Genomic DNA, 24,683 nt, shown 5'->3' on the forward strand with positions numbered 1-24,683 from the left:
CCAAGGGGGCAGGCAGGCGCAGGCCGAGCCGCTGCGCGCCCCGGCAGAATGCCTCATGCCTTACGCATCGACACCAGCACACCGCCAATCACCAGCACCGCCGCGCCCACAAAGCGCAATGTCAGTGGCTCGTTCAAAAACGCCATACCGCCGGCCATAGCGATCACCGGCACCGACAATTGCGCCACCGCCGCGCGACTTGCGCCCAAGCCTGGCAAAATCGCATACCAGAGCGCATAGCCCAGCCCCGAGGTCACCACGCCAGACACCACGGCCAGCACCACGCCCGCCGCAGGCATTTCCATATCCATGCCCAGAACAGCGCCCAGCGCCAAAGCCACCGGGGCCGCCAAAATGAAATTCATCGCCGTGGCCTGCGTCGCGTCCACCTCTTTGCGCCCTTGCAGCGAATAGATGCCCCAGCCAAGCCCCGCGCCCGCCATCATCGCCACATGCGCCGCCGAAATCGCGGGGCCACCGGTCGGCGCCAAAAGCCAGACCAACCCGCCCAGCGCCAAACCTGCGCCCAACCAGCGTGTCATTGGCACCGCTTCACGCGTCACCACCGCGCCGCCAAACATGGTGATCTGCACCACGCCAAACAGCACCAAAGCGCCCAAACCGGCATCCAGACCGCGATACGCCAGAGAAAAGCCAAAGATATAGGCCAGCAACCCCGCCACAGCGACACCGCGCCCCACGCCGCCCAGCGCAAAGCCACGCTTTTGCCAAGCCACCAGCACCGCCAAGGCCAGCGCCCCGCTGACAAGACGCACCACGCCAAAATCCACCGCCTCCATGCCGGCGCCACTCACAGCAGCGCGGTTGAGCACAGAGTTCGCGGCAAAAGCCGTCATCGTCACAGCGGTCAGAAGAAACAATTTCATGAGGCCCTAGGTGACACGTGTGACCCGGCGGAGCAAGCAAGCCGGGTCACACGCTTGCCCCGCCACAGAAGGACCAAACTCTAAGGCGGGGACGGAAGGCCAATCAGGGAAACAGCACCCATTTTCCGGGCACCATGGAAAGCGAACCACAGTGCGGGGGTTTGGGGGAGCCGGAAAGCTGCGCTATTTTTGACTGGCCAAAACTTGTTGCGCAAAGCCGCGATCCCGCGCCTTGTCGCTTAACCAGATCGCCATGTAGCGATCCCGAATACCATTGTGCCGCAACGTGCAGGTGCTCTTACCATTGACCCAGAACTTCAACGCATTGCCGCCATTGGGCGAGGCCACAATCCGGTCACCCGGCTGAATATCACGGTAGCAAGAGGTCAATTTCTGCTGGATTTGCCCATGGTCGGATTTCTTGCCTTCAATCCGCGCCATTTCATCCATGCTGGCTTTGAGCAGGATCTTACGCTTGATCTTGCGGGCGTACTCAATCTCCAACGCATAAGACCCGTTGCGGTCAAACCCCTGTCCTTGCGGTGCAAACATCTGCGCGTCATAGACCTTGAAGCCCAGCCACCGGAACTGTCCCGTGCCAAGTTCCTGTGGCTGCCCCAGAAGGCTGCGCACCTCCGGCGCTGGGGTCGCGGAATTGGCGGAGGCGTCTGCCGCCCAGCCCAGCATCACCGCGCCGCTCAAAAGCGCCATCAATACACGTTCCCGAAGTGGCAATCGCATGTGCATCCGCCTTGCGCCTCCCGTCGCTTGTCAGGCTGGTTTGCAAACGGTTACGCAGCAAAACGGCGCGCAGATCACTCCGCACGCCGTTCCTGAACGTTCACAAGCCTGTGATGGGCGCCTAGCGCCGCCCCTTGCGCCCTTTGTGCGCCTTGGTCACGGTTTTGATCATCTTGCCGAAGTTCTTGTCATAGGCCCGCTTTTCCGCCAGCGAAGCGGTGTTGTGCCGCTCTTCCGCTTCCAGCTTGCGCCAGCGCTCCAACCGCTCCGGATCAAGCGTGCCAGCGTCAATTGCCGCCCGCACCGCACAGCCCGGCTCACTTTCATGGGCACAGTCACGGAACTTGCACTGCGTCGCTAACTCGACCACATCGGCAAACAGATCCGCCAAGCCGTCACCCGCGTCGGCAAGTTGCAACTCCCGCATACCTGGCGTGTCCAGAATGGCCAGTCCCGTGTCCGTGAAATGCAACTGCCGGCTGGTCGTGGTGTGCCGCCCCCGGCTGTCATCCTCGCGGATCGCGCCGGTTTCGGCTTGCTCCGTGCCAAACAGTGCATTCACCAGCGTGGATTTGCCCACACCAGAGGTGCCGAGAAAGGCAATCGTCTGCCCCGGCTTGCTCCAGTCCGCCAGCTTCGCCGCCGGTTCCTCGCTTTTGGCATTCAAAAGCACCACCGGCACGCGGTCGGAAATCGCCTGCGCCTGCTCGACAAACGGCGCGGTGTCCTCACACAGATCCGCTTTGGTCAACACAATCACCGGCGTCACATCGGCCTCAAAGGCCAGCGCCAGAAACCGCTCGAGCCGCGCCACGTTGAAGTCGTTGTTGCAACTGGTGACCACAAAGGCCGTGTCCACATTGGCGGCAATCATCTGAATGCTGCGGTCATGCCCGGCGGCGCGGCGCTTAAACAGGCTTTTGCGGTCCAGCACTTCGCTGTGGCTTGGTAGCTCGGTATTATAAAGCAGCCAATCGCCCACCGTGGCTTCCGGCCCCGGCGGCACCAAGGCATCAATGCCATCGCCGCGCACCCGCAAGCCATTGCGATGCACTTCCACCACCCGCACCGGCGGTGTGGCTTCCAGAATGTCCAGATCGGTTTGCTGGGCAAAAAACGATTGCCAGCCCAGAATATCCAACGGTGACCGCTTTGGCGGGTCCGCTTTGGCCGCACCGCTGGTTGGTAAAAATTGGGAATAGTCCCGTGTCATTGTTGAGAGTCTCTCATGGAGCGGTCGCGCCACATCTGGCCACACCGCAAGGTATCAGAAAATGGGAAAGGCACAAAAGCACAGCCCTGCGCCAAGGCGCCGGTCTCACTGTCTCTGTTGTGCACCGGGTGGGCATCGTGCCACCCGCCATGATCAGGCATCCAGTTTCTGGCCCATAAAACCTCCATCAAAGCTGGGATGGATATAGTCCGCCCTCAGCTGCGCAACAACCCGCCCGCTTAGGACGCCCGGCGGGTGATGAAATCCTGCAGCATCTCAATCAGCATCGGCGCTTGCTTTGGCGTGATCACATGCCCCATGCCCTCGATCAGATGGTGGTCACAGTTCGGGATTAATCCCGCAATCTCCGCCCCTGCTTCCGGCGGGATCAACGTATCTTCTTCGCCGTGAATGACCTGACACGGCAGCGCCACCTGTGTCAGGTCTTGCCGCCGATCCGTGGATGCTATGACGGCCAGCACCTGCCGGTTGATGCCTTCGGGATCAAAGGCCCGATCATAAGCCTGCGCCGCCTGCGCCGCGACCTCTTGTTGGGTCATCGGAAAGGCCGGGCTGCCCCAATTGATATACTCGGCAATGCAACTCTTGATATAGGTCTCCCGATCCACATGCCGCGCCAACAAGGTCGCCAGCCATTCTGCGTTCCCGCCCCGCTCCGCAAACGGCCGCGCGGTGGCCATCACGATGGTTCCACTCAACAGGCGCTCCGCATGATCCATACACAGAAGCTGCGTAATCGCGCCGCCCATGGACATGCCAAACACATGCGCCTTCTCAAGGCCCAGCGCATCCATCACACCCACCACGTCCTTCGCCATATCGTTTAGCCGGTAGGCCGCAGGCGTCGGTGCCCCGGCTAAAGCCGCCGCCGTGATCTCATCCGCATCGCTGGCCACGCCGGCTTTCGAACAGCGCTGCGACAAGCCGACATCGCGGTTGTCAAACAGCACCACCCGAAAGCCCGCCCTTGCAAGCCCTTCGAAAAACTCCACAGGCCAATGGATCAGTTGCGACCCCAGCCCGCGAATGAGCACCAACGGCACGCCATCCTCAGACCCATAGGTCTGCACCTCAATCTGAATGCCATTAGCGGTGATCTGCATGTCGCGCCCCTTATCACAATGCACGCAAACACTACTTGACCCGCACGCAATGTAAATCACCGGCGGCGCCCCGTGACCGGTGAACAAGGCATTCGACACGGCGCGCTGGTCAAACCAGCGCCCTTTCATGCGTTCCGGGCAAGTCTGATAGCACAATCCGGCTGTCCTATGGATGTGCACGCACCTCTGGCTCTACTTGGATTTACTTGCCCGTTTGCTGGCCGCCCCTTCCTTCGCCTTTTCAAGACTATCTGCAATGGATTCGGGGAGAACAATCTGATTTCGGCCCTGTTCCTTGGCCAAATACAAACATTCATCCGCAGCCCGCAGTAGGGTGATCACTTCGCTGCCCGCATCCGGGAACGTGGCAATGCCCCCCGAAATCGTGATGCGCGGCAATATTTCACGACCATATGGCACGCGATGTTCAGAGATCGCGGCACGGAACTCTTCCGCTAGGTCGGCGGCTGCGTCTGTTGAGTGCCCGGGACAAAGAACGACAAACTCTTCCCCGCCAATGCGACACGGATAGCAATCGTCCGGAAAAGTGCGCTTCATGACTTCGCCCACTTCCCGGAGCACAATGTCTCCCGCATCATGCCCATGATGATCGTTGAACTTTTTGAAATGGTCGACATCCAATGAAATAATGGAGACCGGTGCATTGTCACGACGTGCGCGATTGAACTCACGCAGAGCCGCTTCAAGAAACCATCGACGGTTCCAAAGCGAGGTGAGCGGATCTCGCGTGGATTGATCTTGCAGTTCCTGGCGCAACTGCACATTGGCAACAGACAAACTGATCTGTTCAGCGCAGACCAGCGCCAAATCACGTCTGCCAGTTAAAAACCCCTCCAGTTCAATCTTGTCGACATCGGCAATACGCATGTTTCGAAAGCACAAATGCAACAGACCGATGGTTTCGCCATGCGCCATAATCGGCAAACAAAAGCTCGGATGTTCATCGTTTTGGTTGTGATCACAGGCAAACTGAATGTCCGCGGAGCCGTAGACATAGGGCCTGCCACGGCGCAAGCCCCAGCAGCTGTCTGGCGCGATATGTAGGTGTTCTGGTTTTGCGTGTCCCCAATGTGCGATCAAATCCAAGGTGTCGCGCGAATTGGAGTATACGTACAACTCACCATCTGCCTCAGGGAAAATCTGACGCATAGAGGCTTCCACAACCCGCAGCAGCTCGGGCAGCGACTTCGCTGAGTAAAGCCACTCACTGGTCTGTGCGACCAGTTTGCGTTCAACCTCACGCTGCACCTCCGCGTTGATGACCGCGGCGCTACTGATCTCAAGCTCTTTGCGTTCCGTGATATCTCGTTCGGTCTCAACAAAATGTGTGTGCCGCCCATCCGCGTCAAAGACAGGGTTTATGCGCAACTCAAACCAAAAGGGACGACCGTCTTTGGTGTACTGAAGAATCTCAGTGCGAAACTGTTGGCGATCCTTCCGGGCCTGCTGAATCTCCTGCATGGTCGCCCGACAGGTCTCTGTCCCTTTCAACAACTGGCAGGGCAACTCGCCCTTTGCATCTTTCAGCGTGTACCCGGTTGTGCGGGTGAAGGCCTCATTGACCCATTCTGTGCACCCACTTGGGTCCGTTATCACAATGCTGTCGGCACAGTATTCGCTCGCCAGTCGCGCATATACGTTATCCCCGACACCTTTTTCGAAGCCGTCTTTCATCCACTCACCTCAAAGCCTTGGCGTACCCCTACGCCGGTTACGCACTCAAAACCCCAGCCCTGTTTCGGTGCGCACAGACCACAAACTGCGACAAAGGCGTTAACATTTGGTGTTGCCAATGCGGCACGACGACATGTCGTGTTTTCCGCGCACAGTCTTTCGAACCGTCCCATATTGCGCGCCACCACTTAGAAGAGGCCACTTCTTCACAAAAAATCTCGCGCAACGCCGTTGACTCCCCTTCGCACTCTCCCTAACTCTTTCGCCGTTAGCACTCGCCGACAGGGAGTGATAACGGCTCCGCTGAGGGAGTCAGGGAGACAACTCTAGTTAGGGAAACCTAGTCATGGCTTTTACACCTTTGCATGACCGCGTGCTCGTACGCCGCGTTGAAAGCGACGAGAAAACTGCTGGCGGTCTGATCATTCCAGACAGCGCCAAAGAAAAACCAGCCGAAGGCGAAGTAGTATCCGTAGGCGCAGGCCTGCGTGACGACGCTGGCAAGCGCGTCGAGCTCGACGTCAAAGCAGGCGACAAAGTCCTGTTCGGCAAATGGTCCGGCACCGAGATCACCGTGGACGGTGAAGAGCTGCTGATCATGAAAGAATCCGACATCATGGGCATTCTTGCCTAATCGTCTGACCGACATTTACGAATTTAGGAGCCAATAAGATGGCAAAAGACGTCAAATTTGACACCGATGCCCGCAACGCAATGCTGCGCGGCGTAAACGTTCTCGCAGACGCGGTGAAAGTGACCCTGGGCCCAAAAGGCCGTAACGTTGTTCTGGAGAAATCCTTCGGCGCACCACGCATCACCAAAGACGGTGTGTCCGTGGCCAAAGAGATCGAGCTGGAAGACAAGTTCGAGAACATGGGCGCACAGATGGTGAAGGAAGTTGCTTCCCGCACCAACGACGAAGCCGGCGACGGCACCACCACCGCGACCGTTCTGGCGCAGGCGATTGTTAAAGAAGGCCTGAAGCAGGTTGCAGCTGGCCTGAACCCAATGGACCTGAAGCGCGGCATCGACCTGGCAACTGCCAAAGTTGTTGAAGGCATCGTAGCCTCGTCCCGCGAAGTAAAAGACTCCGACGAAGTTGCACAGGTTGGCACCATCTCCGCCAACGGCGAAGCCGACATCGGCCAGCAGATCGCAGACGCGATGCAGAAGGTTGGCAACGAGGGCGTGATCACCGTTGAGGAAAACAAAGGTCTGGAAACCGAGACCGATGTTGTTGAGGGCATGCAGTTCGACCGCGGCTACCTCTCCCCTTACTTCGTGACCAACGCAGACAAAATGATCGCTGATCTGGACGACTGCATGGTGCTGCTGCACGAGAAGAAACTGTCTTCCCTGCAGTCCATGGTTCCACTGCTCGAGCAGGTGATCCAGTCCCAGAAGCCTCTGCTGATCATCGCTGAAGATGTTGAAGGCGAAGCGCTGGCAACTCTGGTTGTGAACAAACTGCGCGGCGGCCTGAAAGTTGCTGCTGTTAAGGCACCTGGATTCGGCGATCGCCGCAAAGCCATGCTGCAGGACATCGCGATCCTGACCGGTGGTCAGGTTATCTCTGAAGATCTGGGCATGAAGCTCGAGAACGTCACCATGGACATGCTCGGCACCGCCAAGAAAATCGAGATCACCAAAGACGAAACCACCATCGTTGACGGTGCAGGCGAGAAAGCCGAAATCGAAGCACGTGTGGCTCAGATCCGCACTCAGATCGAAGAAACCTCTTCCGACTACGACCGTGAGAAGCTGCAAGAGCGCGTTGCCAAACTGGCAGGCGGTGTTGCTGTGATCCGCGTTGGCGGCATGACCGAAGTGGAAGTGAAAGAGCGCAAAGACCGCGTTGATGACGCCCTGAACGCGACCCGCGCGGCCGTACAGGAAGGCGTGATCGTCGGTGGTGGTGTTGCTCTGGTTCAGGCTGGTAAAGCTCTGGAAGGTCTGGAAGGCGCAAACGCTGACCAGAACGCCGGTATCACCATCGTGAAGAAAGCCATCGAAGCGCCTCTGCGTCAGATCGCTGAGAACGCCGGTGTCGACGGTGCAGTTGTTGCGGGCAAGATCCGTGAATCTGCTGACACTTCCTTCGGCTTCAACGCTCAAACCGAAGAATATGGCGACATGTTCTCCTTCGGTGTGATCGACCCAGCCAAAGTAACCCGCACCGCTCTGGAAGACGCAGCCTCTGTTGCAGGCCTGCTGATCACCACCGAAGCGATGGTTGCTGACAAGCCAGCCAAAGACGGCGGTGCGCCTGCAATGCCTGACATGGGCGGCATGGGCGGCATGGGCGGCATGATGTAATCACAACTCCCGTCAGGGATTGTGATGCGACAGTGCCTTGGCCTCCGTGCCAAGGTCACGAAAGCCTCCGCCAGACAAGTTTAAAGGGTCGCCTCCGGGCGGCTCTTTTCTTTACAAACAACAGCACGCCTATCGACCGCGCGGCCTCAGCTCCTGAGCTTGTCCGCCAACTGTTTTAGAACCGCCGCGCCCTCGTGGCATTGGGAAATCAGGCAAGGATCATCCCATTCGTTGTAGAACAGGAACTTCAGCCCACCGAAGGTCACGTCATCGTGCATGATGTGCGGCATTGAAATCAGGTCGCCAAAAGAGTTCTGAATTTCTGCCTGCAATCGCGGAATATCGCTTTCTGCAAATTCCAACGAGAGATTGCCTGTGTCGAGTGTGAGGATGCTGAACGCCATGCCGGAAGACTAAGCCCACATCGAAAACGGCTGTCCACAACAATCCGCAATTACACCGCCCGGCTCCGCCGGGCAGCCCCCGACCGCCCCCATGGGCGGGGGCTTTACCCCCACCCGCGGCCTGGCGCTGCCCTACTTTCTAACCAGCCCCGTCAAGCTGCTCCATCCACGCAACCTCATATATCCGTTTGCACCACCCTGTGGTGCACTTGGCCGGTAGCCCGGCGGATCTCGGTGCTCATCCAAGGCGGCATCCCTATGCGGCCACCAGTCGTTGCGCCCGGAGGCGCAGCGGCGCAACTCGTTGTACGGATCATGCGGCAGAACAAACTCCCGGGATGCCATCCGGTAAGTCCGCCCCAAATCATCTGTCACGCGCACCACACACAAAAGCTCTCGCACCGACACAGAGGTGACCGCAACACCGCCTCGCGCGCACCAATCCGCCGGCGTTTTGCGCGCCACCAACTGACTCTTAAACACAAGCTGATAGGCCCGTTGCGCTCGTGCAAAACGCGACGTATCGCTGATGTCAAAGGGTGCACAAAAATCAAACCACAAGCTGCGGGACGCCGACTTACGTACTGAATATTGGTATTGACCCAAGGCCCAATACCCATCCAAATCTTTATTTCTGCTTACAAAAAAGCCAAGGAAGCTATTGCATACCCCATGGAACTCGCGCCGACGTGCCATGTCTTAGTCCTTTCGCCACATACGGCAAAGACCTGACTTTGCCCCGGCGAAGGATTTCGCAGGAGACCTGCCTATTTTGTTGAGAGGCGCCTGTCAACAAATTCGGCTTGGCTCAATACTGGCCATTGACCTTTAGTAAACGCTCCACCGTCTCCCCCCCCCGGGGTACCCCTACTTTCACACCAAACAATTTCCACAACTCCGTTCCCTCACGCTAAGCTCTGCACATTCAAACCAGTTCAAAGGCCCATCATGTTCAAACACCTCGCTCTCGCCGCCACAATCGCTGCAACACTCGGGTCCGCCGGTCCCGCTTCCGCAGGCACCGAAGACTTCATCGGCGAAATCATGATGTTTGGCGGCACTTTCTGCCCACGCGGCTTTGTGAAAGCCAATGGAGACCTCTACCCCATTGTCGAGAACCAGGCGCTGTTCAGCCTGTACGGCACCATCCACGGCGGCGACGGCCGCACCACTTTCGGCATGCCTGATCTGATGAAGTATGCGCCTGAAGGCATTCTCTACTGCGTTGCAGAAGTCGGCATCTTCCCTTCCCGCAACTAACCTAGCGCAGTGAGGTGGCCCGGGGGGCATCTCACTGCCGCTCAAATAAACGCCGAAAAACGCTCTGCCCCGGCTTTCAACCGCCCGGTCTCATCAAAATCACTATCCGCGTTAAACCGCATCAGCGCCCGCTCGTCCAAGCCTGCCACAAGTCCCGCCTGCCCATCCAGCACGCCCGCCAGCCGCGCCTGCAATGCCGCTTCCTCAGCACCCTCAAAATACCCGTGCACACCATGCACGACCTCAGGCTCATAAACGTCAAACCCCAGATACCGCAGCGTATAGGCCGACGGCCACAACAGCAGGCGCACATCCCCCTCTTTGCCCCCCGGTCCACACTCAGCCGCGCTTGCTCCGGTGGTCACACAAAACAGCGCCCGCTTGCCGCGACAGCGCCCCCTGTCAAACCGCTCCTCCACCGTGTGCAAATCACCATGCACCAGCGCGCGGTCAAACCAGCCTTTCAAAACGGCGGGCGGCGCAAACCACCACAGCGGGAAGTGAAAGATGATCTGATCGGCCTGCCGGATCTTTTCCGCCTCTGCCACCATATCCACCGGCACCCTGCCCGCGGCCACCGCCGCCTCATGCGCTTTGAGCGGATCAAACGACCCGGCCTCAGGCTGCCCAAAATGGCGCGGCCCTTCGACGGCCTCAAACTGATGCGCGGAAAGATCACTCCACAGCACCTCATGCCCCGCCGCTGCGCAAGCGGCTGCCGAGGCCTCCGCCCAGGCACCGGTAAAAGACAGTCGGCTGGGGTGGGCCAAAACGATGAGTGTGGTGGTCATGGGCTGTCCTTCAAAGTGGTCCCAATCCGCCTACACCCGTTGCGCCAATATGCGCAACACCGCGCGGTGCATGAACACTCAAAGCCGCCTCTCTACGCCCAAAAACGCACCTCCGCAAAACAGTCGTGATACCGACAAAATACCGACGTGGTTTTTGTCCCGAAACGACTCGGTTAATCCCCACCCTGCGCCAAGGCCGTCACCCCGGCCTCGCTCAGCATGTAGACGCCTTTGTCGACCTTCTCAAACCAGCCATAGTGGTTGTCGCGCATCATCGTCGTGGCCTTTTCCACGCCGGTTCCCTGCGCCACGTCGCGCCCTCTGGACGCGCCATTTTCATTGAGAAATACCGCACATTTCTCGGCGTCCTGCCGGTACACCGTGACCTTCTCCCCGCGCATCCCGCCAGTGTTCGGATCGCCTTCAAGACGGGAAAAAGCTTTCAAAAGCCGCGCCTTACGCACCTTCGACTTGCGCGGCTGAAATGGCACCGGGTCGCAATGCACCTCCACCGCGCCATCTTTGGGTCGCACTGACAGCACCCCAAGCCTCAGCCGTTTGCACAGGCCGATATTGCCGGAAAACGCCTTCCACCCCGCGCGCCCTTTCCAACGCGGCACAGCCACATAAACCGCGTCCGTCACCGCCTGACGCGCCACCGCCTGTTGCAGCAACACGAGGGAGAAAGAGGTCTTTAACTCAATGATGACAGGCTCTTCGCCGGCTTTCACCGCCACCACATCCGCCGCGCCAACTTCGGCTTTCACCTCAAAGCCCCGCGCCTCAAGCCACGCCTTCACCGGCGCATAAAGATCGGTTTCTGCCATCTTGCCCATGCCCTTTGGTAACGCCAAACCGGTGCGTTGCCCACATCATTTGCTACGCCTTAGGCATTCGCCCTTGAGCCTTCCAATTGCCCTGCTACCTTGGCGCAAATGTCACCTGCGAGGCCCCGATGCGTTTCCTGACCACCCTATTGTTTCTAATCAGCTTTTCCAGCATCGCTGCGGCCAATTGCGCGGGGCCAAACGTTTACCCATCCTTGCCCGAAAGCGAACGCCAAGCGCTGGAAGCCAATGCCGCAGAAGTCCCCTTTTCTGAGGGCCTGCTCTGGCGCGCAGAGAAAGACGGCGTGGTCAGCCATTTGATCGGCACCTTCCATGTTCACTTGCCGGAACACGCCGCCATGGTCGCGCGCTTGGAAGAGCTATCCCCACCGCCTGAAATGGTTTTTCTCGAACTCACTGACGAGGACCAACTCCGTTTTCAGCGTCACCTGACAGAAAATCCCGACAGCTATCTGATCCAATCCGGCCCATCCTTGATTGACCGCCTCGGTCCAGATCTCTGGGACCGCGTGGTGGTGCAGTTGGAAGAACGCGGCATGCCGCCCTTCCTCGCGGCCCGCTACCAACCCTGGTTCCTCGGCATGACCCTCATGCTGCCACCCTGTGCCTTTGATGTTGTAAAATCAGGCAAAAAAGGCCTCGACCAACAAATCGCGGCCATGGCGCAAACCAACAACCTGCCTGCCGCATCGCTCGACAGCATTGACGGCCTGCTCACCATGCTGGCCTCCGATCCGCTTGAGAAACAGATGGACGACCTGCGCTGGAGCCTGTCTCTCAACACGGACCTAGCCGCGCCTGATCTGATTGGCTCGGTGATTGCCATGTATCTGGATGAAACCATTCAGCTTATCTGGGAGTTCAACACCGCAGAAACCTTCAAAAACGCGGGCGAGGACGAAGACAAAGCCCGCCTCGCAGCCCTGCTGAAACAGGCCGAAGATGACCTGATCATCGCCCGCAACACGGCCTGGGCCGAAGTATTGACCAAAGAACTGGCGGAAACCCCGTCTCTCGTGGCCGTGGGCGCCATGCACTTGCCGGGGGACCAAGGCGTGCTCAATCTGCTGCAAAACGCTGGCTTTACCCTCACCCGCATGCCTCTGAAAGCGCCCTAAATCAACACCCCGCCGCGCCGCGAAGTCGCAGGGTCAAAGCCGCTGGTGACAAACGCAACGCGCCCTTCTATAAGGCGCGCAACTTCACCGTTTTTCTTTGTTTCTAAGGACGTCGCGACATGACCACTCAAGTTTTTGGCCACAAATCCCCTGACACTGATTCCACCGGCTCCCCAATCATCTGGGCCTGGTATCTGAACGAAGTGAAAGGCACCCCGGCCGAAGCAAAACTGTTGGGCGAACCCAACACCGAAGCCGCATGGCTGTTGAACCGCTGGGACCTGCCAAAGCCAGCGATCATCGAAGACGTGGCGGACGACGCAGCGGTTGTGATCGTGGACACCAACAACCCGGCCGAGCTGCCTACCAACATCAACGGCGCTGACGTGCAGGCGATTATCGACCACCACAAGCTGGTGGGCGGTCTGGAAACCAAAGGCCCAATCGACATCACCATCCGTCCGGTGGCCTGCACCGCGACCATCATGCACGACCTGATCGGCGACATCGAGATGCCAGACTGGATCAAAGGCACCATGCTGACTTGCATCCTGTCTGACACGCTGGAGTTCCGCAGCCCAACCACCACCGACCACGACAAAGCCGTGGCCGAGAAACTGGCCGCCGATCTGGGCATCGACATTCCATCCTATGCGGCTGAAATGTTTGCCGCAAAATCCGACGTGTCTTCCTTCTCCGACGCAGAGCTGCTGCGCATGGACTCCAAGGAATACGAAGTCGACGGCACCAAGTTTCGCGTGTCCGTGCTGGAAACCACCAGCCCCGCCACCGTACTGGACCGCAAGGCATCCCTGATGGAGACCATGACCACCGTAGCGTCCGAGGACGGCGTGGATCAGGTGCTGCTCTTTGTTGTCGACATCCTCAACGAAGAGTCGACCCTGCTGGTGCCAAACGATCTGGTGAAGGGCGTTGCCGCCAAGTCCTTCGACGTGGAAGCGTCCGGCGACAGCGTTGTGCTGCCAGGCGTCGTGAGCCGCAAAAAACAGATCATTCCAAACCTGAAGGTCTGATCCTGCTCTGATGCAAATTCAAAGGCCGGTTCCTTCGGGAGCCGGCTTTTTTTGTTGTGCTGAAGACACTTACTGAGATACTGCCTCGTTCGGCAGTTGCCCTTCCGCCAGCCAGTCCCACAGTTCCGCCCAAAGCGCTTCCCGCCCTTTGCGAAACGCGCCGTCATGCCCCACCTTCTTGGTGCCCAATTGCTCTGGTGTCCGCACCACCAAGTGCTTCTCGGCTTGGCTATAGTGGCTCAGCGTGTCGCCACAGGCGGTTTCGGTGGCAATCGGATCATCATTCAACACCCAAGCACTGATAGGGCTGCACGGATCGTCAAAGTGATGCGGATAGCGCCCGTCGGCCAGGTCCGGAAGCAGATAGCCACGCCGCGCACTCCACCGCCGCCAGGTGCGGAACACATTCGGCGGCAGGGCTTCTCCGCCCCACAGGCCGCCCGCCGGAATATACCCATGCCACGCAAGGCAATAGGCTCCGTAGCCCCACCAAAAAAATAGCTCCAACGGAATGTTGCGCAGCTTATGCACGCCCCAATGCCCGCTGCCCACCGCGACAAAGGCGTGGCGCATTGCCTTGTGATGGTTCTGCATAAAGCCGACAAACTGTCCACCAATGCTGTGGCCCAATGTTGTCACCGGAAGTTCCGGCACGAGGCTCTGTAGATGGTCCAGTGCCGCAGTCATATCCAGCCGTCCCCAGTCCGGATAATCGATCCCACTGACTGCGAGGTTTTCTGCCCCGGACTCGCCGATACCTCTAAAATCATAGGTCAGGACCACCGCGCCGCGTTCCGCCAAATAGGCCGCTACGTGGCGATAAAACCGCCTTGGAAAGCCTGTGCCGGCGGAGATCAGAACGGCAATTTGTGGCGCGGCTCCACGATAGACCGTGCCCGCCAGCTCCCAGCCATCCTCTGCGCGAAATTTGATATCTTCAACAATCACTTCACCTTGGTCCAACATCACTCTGGTCCCTCGCGCCATTCTGCTTGATCAATCACATCTTCGGCGTTCTCCGCCAAATGGGTCAGAAACCGGCCAATGACCTCCTGCTCCGCTGCATCAAATGGCGTCAACAAAAGCCCATTTACGTGCTGCACAAAGGGCACCGTACGTTGCACTAAGCTTTCTGCAGCCGGTTCCAGGTAAATTCTCACCACGCGCCCGTCTGCGTCTTGACGCGCACGCCGTACAAAGCCACGCTCCACCATGCGGTCAATCAATCCGCTCAGGCTGGATTTACGCATCGACAAGGATTTTGCGAGCTGCGTGACGGTTTGACCATCCTGCTTGGACAGCAGCACCAGCACGCCGTGCTGCGGCATCGACAAATCCGCAAGCGCCTGCGTCTTTCGTTCCGACGCACGGGTGATGGCCGCATGGGCGCGGTTCATCAGCAGGAATATTTTGGGTGGTTTTGCCATGATTGGTTCGTATCCGAATTTCCTCTTTATAATTCGTATACGAACTTTTCATGCAATCAATCCCCGCGCAGCATGACGTTACGGGAGGCTGAAAAGCAAAACGGGCGCTGCCCTCGCCCGCCCGCTTCAAGTCACCTGTGCCGACTTCCCGTTAACTGGAACTCAGATCACAGGCCACGACCGGCGTATTGCCTTCAAACACCAGCACGCCACATGCTGGCACGCGATGGCCAGAAACACTGGCTGAGAAGCTGTTGTAGTTGACCACAAACTCGTAGGAGCCAAACCGACGACGCCGCACGCCGTCCTGCATCGGTGACATCGCAACACCAGCCTGCTTACAAGCCATGGACACAACACGATCCCACAATGCCTCATCCGGGAAACTGCCCAGATACCAGCGGTGATCCTGCGCCATCATCACAGCCGCACCATCTTGGGTTTTCAACAAAACCTCGGCCGCGCCGGACAAGCGCTCGTGCCAATGCTCCACTTTGCCGCCGCCGGACACATCCATGCCAGCCTGTGGCGGTAGGCTCTCGATAAGATCAACCCGCACATCCAGGTTGGGCACACCCGGGCGACCTTTGGCCGGGATCATGAACTCTTCGGTGATAGCTCCGGTCCTTGGCCCCATCACGGCCAGCGCGTCCGCCTCGGAAATCGCCAAAACCAGAGCCGGGTCCAACGTCGCGAGGCCCGGCGCAAACACCGCTTTGTAGCCCGTAAAATCCCGATGCGCCGCGCTCACGATGTCCACAGACAGCCCCGCCCGCCGCAACCCGCGATAGGCGGAGAACACCAGTCGGAAATAGTCAAACCCTGCGCCTTGCGGCTGCGTTTTCCAGGCCCAGTCAGAGGCATAGTCAAACACCAGCGCCACATCTGCCTGTTGCGTGTCTTGCTCCTTGAGCATCTCTAGCACACCGGCCACAGCCCGTGCCTCGTCCATGCCGGGCGCATCGACACCATCCGGCGCCTGCAGCCCCGCGTGCATCTGCTCTTGCGCAAACGGGGCCTGCCGCCAGCGGAAATAGCTCACCACCTCTGCGCCATGGGCAAAGGCTTCCAGCGCCCACAAGGCCACCATGCCGGGCAATGGTGCCGGGTTAAACGGCGCCCAGTTTACGGGGCCGGGCTGCTGCTCCATGACCCACCAACGGCCTTTGCCAACCGCGCGGTAGAGATCATGGTGGAACGCCTGCATGTCGGGATCACCCTGCCGCAAGAACCGCGCCTTGTGTTCGTCCGACGCTTCCAGACGATCCGACAGGAACCCAATCGGGTAGCTGTCCCAGCTCGCAATATCGAGGTCTTCGCCCACGTCAAAGTGGTCAAACTCCAGAATGCGGCCCATGTAGTTGTGGATCAGCGGCGCCTCACTGTGCGCTTTCAAAATGTCCGCCTGCACCTTGTTAAACGCCACAACCTGATCACTGGAGAATCGACGGAACGCCAACACATGTGCCGGGTTTGGTTCGGTCACGGTCAGGTTCGGCAAGTCGATCTGATCAAAGGACGCATAATCCATCGACCAGAACACATTGCCCCAGGCCTCATTGAGCGCCTCCACCGTGCCATAGCGTTCCTGACACCAGCCCTGAAACGCCTGTTTGGCCGGTTCAGAATAGCTGATTGTGGTGTCGTGACAGCCATATTCATTGTCGGTCTGCCACGCGGCCACATGCGAGTTCTTGCCATAGCGCTCCGCCACAATGCGCGTGATCCGCGCGCATTCCTCACGATAGCCTTGGTGGCTGAAGCAATAGTGCCGACGCGAGCCAAATTTTCGTGGCGCGCCATTTTCGTCCACCGCCAGCATGTCGGGATGTTTGTCGACCATCCAGCGCGGAGGCGTAGCTGTTGGTGTGCCCAGAACGACTTTCAATCCAGCCGCACCCAGCGTCTCAATCGCACGATCCAGCCACTCCAGCGTCAACTGCCCCGGTACAGCCTCCATACGGCTCCAGGCAAACTCGCCAATCCGCACCCAGCGGATGCCGGCCGCGACCATATCCGCCGCGTCTTTGGCCCACATGTCTTCCGGCCAGTGCTCCGGATAATAACAAACGCCCAGTTCTTGCTTCATAAAATCACCCGTGGTTCCGCCACCCCTTGGGCGACGTTGTCTATGGCAAAGACCATGCCGTTCTCCGGCGCCTCTGCCAATGTCTTTTCATCAATGCCTTCGCGGGCGGAGGTCACCAAAAGCGTGGTCAGGTCATCCCCACCGAAGGCTGGACAGCTGCTGTGTTGCCCCCCAACCGCGACCGCCTTGAGGAAGTTTCCGTCCGGATCATAGGCCGCCACGCGGGCCGCGCCCCATTGCGCGATCCAGACGTTACCCACGGCATCTACAACCGCGCCGTCCGGGTTTAGGCCGTCTGCGTTGAGATCAAGATAGACCTCCGCCTTGCCAACTGGCCAACCGCTCTCCGCATCCACAGCCTGGCGCATCACCAACTTGGTCACGGTATCAGTGTAGTAGGCGCATCCACGTGCCTTATCAAAACAGATCGCATTGCTGATCGTCACATCGGGGACAAGCTTTCGCAACTCACCATCAAAGTAACGATAGATCGCACCAGCTTTGGGTTCCGCATTTTTCCCCATGGTCCCAATCCAGAAACCGCCCCATGGGTCCGCGCGTCCGTCATTGGAGCGTGTCACCGGATTGTCCGCCTCTAAAGAGCACAGATACTCCTGCTCTTCGGTTTCGAGGTAGAATTTCCAAAGGCCGGTTTCAGACGCCAGGATCAACGTGTCACGATCCACCCAACCGGCCGCCGAGACATGCTCGTCAAACAGCCACTCACGCGCTTCGCCGTCCTTCTGGCTCAGCATCCGTGTGCCGACAATATCGAACCAAAAGAGCTGCTTGCGCTCCGGATGCCACAGCGGCCCCTCGCCCAACGCACACGGTCGATCATCAAAAATTGTGCTCATGCAAATGCCTCGTCATAGGCGGCCACAATGGCCTCTGCCCGTTGACGCACATCCTCCACGCTCATACTGGCTTTGTAAATCGCGGAGCCGATGCCAAAGCCATCTGCACCAGCGGCAATCCATTCGCCAAAGTTCTCAGGACCAGCACCGCCCACAGCATACACCTTGCTGTCTTTGCGCAACACCGCTCGAACGGCCTGCAAGCCACTTGGTCCGGCCATATTACCGGGGAATAGCTTCAGACCAGTCGCGCCTGCTTTCAAAGCCGCAAACGCCTCCGTCGGAGTAAACACGCCCGGCCAGCTTTCCAGTCCCAGTTTGGCCGTGTGTGCAATCACCTCGGTATCGCAGTTAGGCGAAACGATCAGCTTCCCGCCAACACTCGCGACCGCATCCACTTGCGCAACATCGAGCACCGTGCCTGCCCCTACGAGCGCCCGATCCCCAAACCCTTTCGCCAAAAGTTCAATGCTCGCCAATGGATCAGGCGAGTTCAGCGGCACCTCGATCTTATCGATACCCGCTGCAATGATGGCGTCCGCCATGGCTTCAATCTCGCCCGAGGTCACCCCACGCAAGATGGCAATAATCGACCGATTCATGTTGTTATCCCAAAAGGTTGCGCGCGGCCGACAGCCCCGCAAGTGTCATGTCCTGACAGTCCACAACGGTCACCCAACCGCCCTGGGCCTTCAGGGCCTCTGCATAAACGTCGGACAGCTGCTGCTCTCCGATCACCGCAATCTGTTGTCCCAGCCAATACGGTCGCGATGCCGCGAGTTCCGCCCCCAACAGCAGTCCCGACAAGCGGGACCGCGCCGCCGCAGAAGGCGTCGCATTCAGTAGATCACTGGCGCGAATGCCAAACAGTTCCGAGGCGAGGTTTTCCGGCCGCGACAGAGTCACATCCATGCCCGCCGCAAAAGCCTCCGCGTCCCAGCCCTCACCAACCGAGTGCTGCAGCACAGAATGCTTGCTCAGAAGCGAAAACAGCTCGCCCGTCATGAAAGTTCGGAAACTCACCACCTCATCGGCGCTGACATGCGCCCACTTGGTGTGCGTGCCTGGCAGGCACAAGACGCCATCCCAGTTCGCGTTGCGCGATAGGAACCCCGCAATCTGCGTCTCTTCTCCCCGCATCACATCCGCGGGCTTTGGCTGTTTCAAACCGGGCACCACATGCACGCGCAACCGCGCATCCGTGTCAGGCACAAGCACTGGCTGTGGCGCCAGCGCGGGCGCAGGCACAGCCGTGTAAGGCGCTTCAACCCAGCCTTGACGCGCGCCCACCATTCCACACGCAATCACATCTGTAGGACCGTCGCCAAGCCAGCCTTCGACCAACTCCATCAAAGCCGCTTCGAACCCGCCAGCGTGTAACTTCGCCATGCCCTTGTCCGACTGCGCCGTGGCTAACAGCCTCTCGCCCTCCATGGCATAGGCGCGCAGCTTTGACGTGCCCCAATCCACCGCAATCCATTGTGCTTGCACAGACATATCTTACCCCGATACCACAACGCCGCCGTCAACGGCCATGCACTGCCCCGTCATCATTCGGCTGGCGTTTGACGCCAAATAGAGCGTGGGGTCAATCATATCTTCCGGCGTCAAATGCTCTTTCAAGCACTGCCGCTCCATATGCGCCGCCAGTGCATCTGGATCTGCCCACATATCAAGCTGCTTTTGCGTCAATACCCAGCCCGGCGCCAGCGCATTCACGCGGATGCCCTTTGGCCCCAACTCCCGTGCCAGTGAGCGTGTCATGCCAGTGATCGCCGCATTGGCGCTGGTATAGATCGGATAGCCAGCGTTGCCCATGATGTAGCTGATCGAACTGAAGTTGATGATCGAGCCATTGCCATCCATCTGTCGTGCCGCTTCCTGACAAGCAAAGAAATAGGCCTTCTGGTTCACCGCCTGCATCCAGTCATAGAACTCTTCGTCCACCTCATCGAGCGTGTGGCGTTGGTCGTTAGCGGCATTGTTCACCAACACATCCAAGCCGCCATGCTCCCCAACCGCTTGCTGAATGGTTTCCCGCAGGCGCGGTATGTCGGAGATGTCCCCCTGCATAAACAGAGGTGTCGCGCCGTGTTTTGTCTCCATCTCCGCGATGAAGTCGTCTGCCGCTGAGCGCCCGATGATCGCCACCTTCGCCCCCTGCGCCATGAACCCATCCGTCAAGGCTGCGCCGATGCCGCTGGCCCCGCCGGTGATGTAGACGGATTTACCTTTCAGATCAGGAAAAATTGTACTGGTCATCAGTGGCTCTCCCGTGTGACAAGCCGCGTGTCTTTGCCCACAAGGAAATCCAAATCGGCCCCCTTATCGGCCTGCAACACATGGTCGTAGTAAAGTTTCGCATAACCGCGAGTGTAATGTTCCGGATCCGGTTCCCAAGCCACGCGACGCGCCTCAAGCTCCGCCTCATCCACCAGCAACTCCAGCACGCCGCCCGAGGCAGACACCTTGATCCGGTCCCCGGTTTTCACCAGCGCCAGAGTGCCTCCGGCCTGTGCCTCCGGGCTCACGTGCAGGATCACCGTGCCATAAGCCGTGCCAGACATCCGCGCATCCGACACGCGGATCATGTCGCGCACACCTTCTTTCACCAACTTGCCCGGGATCGGCATATTGCCGACCTCTGGCATGCCCGGATAGCCTTTGGGGCCACAACCTTTGAGCACCAGAATGGTATCGGCGGTCACCGGCAGGTCCGGTTTATCGATGTTAGCTTTCAGATCCTCGATGTTCTCAAAAACATAAGCCTCGCCCTCATGCTCCAGCAGATGATCAGTAGCCGCAGACGGCTTCACAATCGCCCCATTGGGGGCAAGGTTGCCGCGCAACACCCGCAGGCCTGCCGCCGGTTTCACCGGGTTGTCTAGCGGGCGAATGACGTCGTCGTTGTAGATTTCCGCGCCATCGTGATGGGCCGCAATGTCCTTGCCCAATACGGTGTTCGCTGGGCGCACATGCTCTTTCAACTGGCTCAGCACAGCAGGCACGCCACCGGCGTAGCAGAAATCTTCCATCAGATACTTGCCCGACGGCATGCAGTTCACCAGCAGCGGAATCTCGGAGCCAATCTCAAAATCTTTGAGTGTCAGATCGACACCCACACGTCCGGCCAGCGCCAGCAGGTGCACCACCGCATTGGTGGACCCACCCACAGCGGCATTGGCCAGAATGGCGTTCTCAAACGCCTCTTTGGTCAGGATGTCGGACGGCTTCAGATCCTCGTCCACCATCTCCACAATCCGTTTGCCGGTCAGGTGCGCCAAAGCCATCCGCCGCGCATCCACCGCAGGCAGTGCCGCGTTGGTTGGCAGCGCCATGCCCATCGCCTCGACCAGTGAGGCCATAGTCGACGCGGTGCCCATTGTCATGCACACCCCCGCGCTGCGGCTCATCCCACTTTCGGCGTTCATAAAGTCTTGCAGGGTCATCTCCCCCGCGCGCACCTCTTCAGAGAACTTCCAAACATCCGTGCCAGAGCCAATGTCCTTGCCTTTGAACTTGCCGTTCAGCATTGGACCGGAACTCACCACGATAGTTGGCAAGTCGACCGACGCTGCGCCCATCAACTGACCCGGCGTGGTTTTGTCACAGCCGCCCAGCAACACAACGCCATCGATACCATAGGCGCGGATGCTCTCTTCTACATCCATCGCCAGCAAGTTGCGAAACAGCATCGCCGTGGGTTTCATCTGGGTTTCGCCCAGCGACATCACAGGGAACTCCACTGGGAAGCCGCCAGCCTCCCAAACACCGCGTTTCACACCTTCCGCCAAGGTCCGCAGACCGGAGTTACACGGCGTCAGCTCAGACCAGGTGTTGCAGATGCCGATGATCGGACGCCCATCAAACGCGTGATCCGGAAACCCCTGGTTCTTCATCCAACTGCGGTGGATAAACCCGTCCTTGTCTAGCTTGCCATACCAATGCTGGGAACGACGCTTCTTGCTCATTTTTTCTTTCCTTCGATCACCCACATCCGATCCGGAAAGGACCAAGGCAATATGAGACCGTGTTGCATCAATAGCTGACCGCTCAAGGTCACGGGTCCGTCTTTCAACGGCATCTCGCGGCGCGACAAATGATGCGCCTCATCCCGATTGATCAGCTCAATTTCATATGTGGCATCCGGCTCCAAACCGGTAAGCCGTAAGGGGCGCGGCATGATTTGTGTGCCGGTCGATGCTTTGCCCGCAAACACCACAAACCGCTGTTTGTCTTGGGATAGCTGCTGCTCAGCAATAACGCTTGGATCCGCAACGTCCAGGCGCAGTATGTCCGCTGTTTGCCGCCAGTCGCGATTGCTTTTCCACCAGGCCGTAACGCGCGACAGCACCTTTGCTTCTTCCTCAGTCAACTCGCGCGGATCCATTTCAAATCCCATGTGCCGCTGCGCCGCGACCCAAGCACGGAAACGGATGTCATGCACCCGCCCCGACGTGTGGCAATGGCGTGGCCCCACGTGGCTGCCGGTGATCGCCATCGGCAGCATCAGAGCCGCATCATGCTGAATCCGCAACCGCTCAAGCGCGTCATTGCTGTCACTCAACCAGACCCGCTGCGTGTGCTCCAAAATACCGGCATCAATGCGTCCCCCACCGGAGGCGCAGCTCTCGATCTCAACCTCTGGAAAATCGGCCCGCAACTGTCCCATTAGCGCGTAGACACCGTCCGCTTGCGCTGCATCTGCGACCGGCAGCAATCGGTTGTGATCCCATTTGATGTAGTCGATGTCATGTGCGGACAGCACGGCAGCAATCTTATCGTAGAGATAGTCACGCACCTCTGAATTACTGACATCCAATACCCGCTGTTGCCTACCTTCAACCTGATCCACTGGCCCCAAAACCCATTCCGGATGCGCGCGCGCCAGGTCGCTGTCCATATTGACCATCTCCGGCTCAAACCAGAGACCAAAAACCATGCCCAGCGATTTCACGTGATCGATGATCGGCGTCAGACCATCCGGCCATTTGCGCGGATCAATATCCCAATCGCCCAGCGAGCTGGTGTCGTCATCGCGCTTGCCAAACCAGCCGTCGTCCAGAACAAACCGTTCCGCACCCAGTTTTGCGGCCCGCTCTGCAATGTCCTTCAGAACCTCGACATCATGGTCAAAATACACTGCTTCCCAGCAATTGTAGTGCACCGGCCGTGGCCGCTCTGGATGCGGCCAGGTCACCACGTGATCGCGCAAATGCCGCTGGAACGCGGTTGCACAGCCATTTAGCCCGCTCTCTGAAACAGACAAATACAGTTTTGCCGTTTCAAAAACCTGCCCGCTGGCGCGGGTCCCAGTGGCATGACCAAACTGAATCTGCCGACGTCCATCCGGCAGTTCTTCAGCATACATCACATGCCCGCCGGACCAGCCATAGTGCATGGCGAATACCGTACCTGCGGTGTTTTGTGCCCCATGTTCTGGAAAGTAAGCAATCGGAGGATGCTCATGCCCAGAGCGGCCACCACGCGCTTCGCGCATATGAATGCCCGCTCGCCACGGCGCATGCTCCATTTGAAACTCGCCGATCCATCGCCCAGAGAAATCCAAAATCTCTTCGCCATATTGCGGTCCCGGCATCACCGGCGCAGCCAGATGATGCACGGAGATCTCCGCTTCAGACTCCAGCGTTGTGCGTGCCGCAATCACGTCGCCTTCAATGGCAAACGCAAAGGTGATCGTCAGCCCAAGCGCCTCATCACGACACACAAACCGTGCGCCATCCGTCTCAACCAGCGAGAACCGAGGATACAGCGGCTGACCGTCACGATAGGCCACCACCCCCGCCTGTCCCTGAAAGCTCTGTCCCGCTTCCGGGCACAGCGACACATCTGGCAAGCGGTCTATCATCCCGCCGGTCACATCCCGCGCGGCGATCAGGCCAATTTCCGTGAGGTCTTGCCCTACTGGCAAAGCTGCCCCCCAGTAGAGCGCGCTGGGCACGCCTCCATCTGAGGCCAGAACCAAGGTCTGACCCGGCGCATCAATGCGCCAGGTTTGTGTGTCTTGCGTCACTTCACGGCTCCGAGCGTCAGACCAGCAATAAAGTGCTTCTGCATCAGGAAGAACATCGCCACCGGTGGCAGAGCCGCCACAATCGAGCCCGCGCTCATTAAGTGATACGCCGCCCGGAACTGTGCGTTAAACGAGGTGATCCCTGCGGTTACTGGCTGGCTCTCGATGCCTTGGGTCAACACCACCGCCCAGAAGTAGTCATTCCAGATGAAGGTGAAGATCAGCACAGACAATGCGGCCAAAGCTGGCTTCATTAGCGGCAGCACCACGTACCAAAAGATGCGCCATTCGCTTACGCCTTCAACCCGCGCCGCCTCGATCAGCTCAAACGGCAGCGCTCGGATAAAGTTGCGCATGAACAAGGTGCAAAATCCGGTCTGGAACGCCACATGGAACAGCACGAGGCCGGTCTTGGTGTTGTAAAGCCCCATCTCAAGTGTCAGGTCGCGCACCGGCACCATCAGAATTTGGAACGGCACAAAATTGCCCGCGACAAACATGAAGAAAATCCACAGGTTGGCGCGGAACTTATAGATGCCAAGTGCAAAGCCTGTCATCGCGCTGAGCGCCACCGCCCCAATCACTGTTGGCACCGTGATCATAAACGAGTTGAGCAAGTAACGTGGCATATCCGAGTTGAAGAACACCTGACCGTAGTTGGCCGCGCCCTCAAAGCTAGACGGCAGCCCCCAGTAGTTGCCTGAGGTGAAATCGGCATCCGGCTTTACGGAAAACAGCGCCACGGCCAGCAAGGGTGCCAGCCAGAACGCCAAGGCCACCGGAAGCAAAGATTTGTACGCGACCTGCGCGGCCTGGGATTGCTTTTCGATCGGTTTCGGAAACAT

At 58.8% G+C, this 24,683-nt stretch carries 24 protein-coding genes and 1 pseudogene; 5 read left to right on the forward strand and 20 right to left on the reverse strand.

The features are described from left to right. Positions 1 to 53: 53 nt before the first annotated feature. The 6 genes and pseudogenes from SIB38_RS20990 to SIB38_RS21015 all read right to left on the reverse strand — a co-directional run. Positions 54 to 887, reverse strand: a complete 834-nt coding sequence (locus tag SIB38_RS20990) for a DMT family transporter (protein WP_412550978.1) — start codon at positions 885 to 887, stop codon at positions 54 to 56. A gap of 183 nt (positions 888 to 1,070) precedes the next feature. Continuing rightward, the gene (locus SIB38_RS20995) at positions 1,071 to 1,628 is read right to left on the reverse strand and encodes a chalcone isomerase family protein (protein WP_294113033.1); all 558 of its coding nucleotides are present in this window, start codon (positions 1,626 to 1,628) and stop codon (positions 1,071 to 1,073) included. A 121-nt stretch (positions 1,629 to 1,749) separates the two neighbouring features. After that, positions 1,750 to 2,841 (reverse strand): ribosome small subunit-dependent GTPase A, encoded by a 1,092-nt coding sequence (gene rsgA / locus SIB38_RS21000; protein ID WP_294113031.1) that lies wholly within the window; start codon positions 2,839 to 2,841, stop codon positions 1,750 to 1,752. A 239-nt stretch (positions 2,842 to 3,080) separates the two neighbouring features. Next, on the reverse strand, positions 3,081 to 3,965 hold the full coding sequence (locus SIB38_RS21005) for an alpha/beta fold hydrolase (protein WP_412550979.1): 885 nt from the start codon (positions 3,963 to 3,965) through the stop codon (positions 3,081 to 3,083). Between the two features lie 192 nt (positions 3,966 to 4,157). After that, entirely contained in the window at positions 4,158 to 5,135 is a 978-nt protein-coding gene (locus SIB38_RS21010) for a GGDEF domain-containing protein (RefSeq protein WP_412552070.1), read from the reverse strand. A 141-nt stretch (positions 5,136 to 5,276) separates the two neighbouring features. Next, positions 5,277 to 5,660: pseudogene (locus tag SIB38_RS21015) on the reverse strand (PAS domain-containing protein); the annotation flags it as partial. Positions 5,661 to 6,006: 346 nt separating this feature from the next. Between SIB38_RS21015 and SIB38_RS21020 the strand changes: the two are divergent. Both SIB38_RS21020 and groL read left to right on the forward strand, forming a co-directional pair. Continuing rightward, entirely contained in the window at positions 6,007 to 6,294 is a 288-nt protein-coding gene (locus SIB38_RS21020; RefSeq protein ID WP_294113024.1) for a co-chaperone GroES, read from the forward strand. Between the two features lie 38 nt (positions 6,295 to 6,332). Continuing rightward, positions 6,333 to 7,976, forward strand: coding sequence for a chaperonin GroEL (groL, locus tag SIB38_RS21025; protein WP_412550980.1), 1,644 nt, complete (start codon positions 6,333 to 6,335; stop codon positions 7,974 to 7,976). Between the two features lie 146 nt (positions 7,977 to 8,122). Here groL and SIB38_RS21030 read toward each other — a convergent pair whose 3' ends face one another. Together SIB38_RS21030 and SIB38_RS21035 are read right to left on the reverse strand one after the other, a co-directional pair. Beyond that, positions 8,123 to 8,380 (reverse strand): hypothetical protein, encoded by a 258-nt coding sequence (locus SIB38_RS21030; RefSeq protein WP_294113020.1) that lies wholly within the window; start codon positions 8,378 to 8,380, stop codon positions 8,123 to 8,125. A 132-nt stretch (positions 8,381 to 8,512) separates the two neighbouring features. Continuing rightward, complete coding sequence (locus SIB38_RS21035; protein WP_412550981.1) at positions 8,513 to 9,076, reverse strand: hypothetical protein; 564 nt, start codon at positions 9,074 to 9,076, stop codon at positions 8,513 to 8,515. A gap of 252 nt (positions 9,077 to 9,328) precedes the next feature. Between SIB38_RS21035 and SIB38_RS21040 the strand changes: the two genes are divergently transcribed. Beyond that, the gene (locus tag SIB38_RS21040; protein WP_294113013.1) at positions 9,329 to 9,640 is read left to right on the forward strand and encodes a phage tail protein; all 312 of its coding nucleotides are present in this window, start codon (positions 9,329 to 9,331) and stop codon (positions 9,638 to 9,640) included. A 41-nt stretch (positions 9,641 to 9,681) separates the two neighbouring features. Here SIB38_RS21040 and SIB38_RS21045 read toward each other — a convergent pair whose 3' ends face one another. Both SIB38_RS21045 and SIB38_RS21050 read right to left on the reverse strand, forming a co-directional pair. Next, positions 9,682 to 10,431, reverse strand: coding sequence for an NAD(P)H-dependent oxidoreductase (locus tag SIB38_RS21045; RefSeq protein ID WP_294113011.1), 750 nt, complete (start codon positions 10,429 to 10,431; stop codon positions 9,682 to 9,684). A 173-nt stretch (positions 10,432 to 10,604) separates the two neighbouring features. Then, positions 10,605 to 11,258 carry a DUF2161 domain-containing phosphodiesterase gene (locus SIB38_RS21050; RefSeq protein ID WP_412552071.1) on the reverse strand — a complete coding sequence of 218 codons (654 nt, stop codon included), beginning with the start codon at positions 11,256 to 11,258 and terminating at the stop codon, positions 10,605 to 10,607. A gap of 128 nt (positions 11,259 to 11,386) precedes the next feature. Here SIB38_RS21050 and SIB38_RS21055 point away from each other — a divergent pair, with 128 nt between their 5' ends. Both SIB38_RS21055 and SIB38_RS21060 read left to right on the forward strand, forming a co-directional pair. Beyond that, a complete protein-coding gene (locus tag SIB38_RS21055; protein WP_294113010.1) occupies positions 11,387 to 12,397 on the forward strand; it encodes a TraB/GumN family protein in 1,011 nt (336 codons plus the stop codon). A 119-nt stretch (positions 12,398 to 12,516) separates the two neighbouring features. Next, positions 12,517 to 13,431, forward strand: coding sequence for a manganese-dependent inorganic pyrophosphatase (locus SIB38_RS21060; protein WP_412550982.1), 915 nt, complete (start codon positions 12,517 to 12,519; stop codon positions 13,429 to 13,431). A 69-nt stretch (positions 13,432 to 13,500) separates the two neighbouring features. On the opposite strand, the gene SIB38_RS21065 is transcribed toward SIB38_RS21060, so the two are convergent. The 10 genes from SIB38_RS21065 to SIB38_RS21110 all read right to left on the reverse strand — a co-directional run bounded on the left by SIB38_RS21065 (position 13,501) and on the right by SIB38_RS21110 (position 24,683). After that, on the reverse strand, positions 13,501 to 14,397 hold the full coding sequence (locus tag SIB38_RS21065) for a serine aminopeptidase domain-containing protein (RefSeq protein ID WP_412550983.1): 897 nt from the start codon (positions 14,395 to 14,397) through the stop codon (positions 13,501 to 13,503). Next, entirely contained in the window at positions 14,397 to 14,858 is a 462-nt protein-coding gene (locus SIB38_RS21070; RefSeq protein WP_294113006.1) for a MarR family winged helix-turn-helix transcriptional regulator, read from the reverse strand. Before SIB38_RS21070 ends, SIB38_RS21065 begins: the two co-directional genes overlap by 1 nt. A 151-nt stretch (positions 14,859 to 15,009) precedes the next feature. Continuing rightward, positions 15,010 to 16,947, reverse strand: coding sequence for a beta-galactosidase (locus SIB38_RS21075; RefSeq protein WP_294113005.1), 1,938 nt, complete (start codon positions 16,945 to 16,947; stop codon positions 15,010 to 15,012). Then, a complete protein-coding gene (locus SIB38_RS21080; RefSeq protein WP_294113003.1) occupies positions 16,944 to 17,804 on the reverse strand; it encodes an SMP-30/gluconolactonase/LRE family protein in 861 nt (286 codons plus the stop codon). Before SIB38_RS21080 ends, SIB38_RS21075 begins: the two co-directional genes overlap by 4 nt. Next, the gene (locus SIB38_RS21085; RefSeq protein ID WP_412550984.1) at positions 17,801 to 18,406 is read right to left on the reverse strand and encodes a 2-dehydro-3-deoxy-6-phosphogalactonate aldolase; all 606 of its coding nucleotides are present in this window, start codon (positions 18,404 to 18,406) and stop codon (positions 17,801 to 17,803) included. The genes SIB38_RS21080 and SIB38_RS21085 overlap by 4 nt, the downstream gene beginning before the upstream one ends. 4 nt (positions 18,407 to 18,410) lie before the next feature. Continuing rightward, a complete protein-coding gene (locus tag SIB38_RS21090) occupies positions 18,411 to 19,301 on the reverse strand; it encodes a 2-dehydro-3-deoxygalactonokinase (RefSeq protein WP_294113000.1) in 891 nt (296 codons plus the stop codon). A 3-nt stretch (positions 19,302 to 19,304) separates the two neighbouring features. After that, complete coding sequence (locus SIB38_RS21095; RefSeq protein ID WP_412550985.1) at positions 19,305 to 20,066, reverse strand: SDR family NAD(P)-dependent oxidoreductase; 762 nt, start codon at positions 20,064 to 20,066, stop codon at positions 19,305 to 19,307. Next, a complete protein-coding gene (locus SIB38_RS21100; protein ID WP_294112998.1) occupies positions 20,066 to 21,775 on the reverse strand; it encodes an IlvD/Edd family dehydratase in 1,710 nt (569 codons plus the stop codon). The genes SIB38_RS21095 and SIB38_RS21100 overlap by 1 nt, the downstream gene beginning before the upstream one ends. After that, entirely contained in the window at positions 21,772 to 23,838 is a 2,067-nt protein-coding gene (locus SIB38_RS21105) for an alpha-galactosidase (RefSeq protein WP_294112997.1), read from the reverse strand. The genes SIB38_RS21100 and SIB38_RS21105 overlap by 4 nt, the downstream gene beginning before the upstream one ends. Further along, a complete protein-coding gene (locus tag SIB38_RS21110; RefSeq protein WP_168591626.1) occupies positions 23,835 to 24,683 on the reverse strand; it encodes a carbohydrate ABC transporter permease in 849 nt (282 codons plus the stop codon). The genes SIB38_RS21105 and SIB38_RS21110 overlap by 4 nt, the downstream gene beginning before the upstream one ends.

This window comes from Shimia sp. MIT910701 (assembly GCF_047126315.1).
GTDB lineage: Bacteria > Pseudomonadota > Alphaproteobacteria > Rhodobacterales > Rhodobacteraceae > Shimia.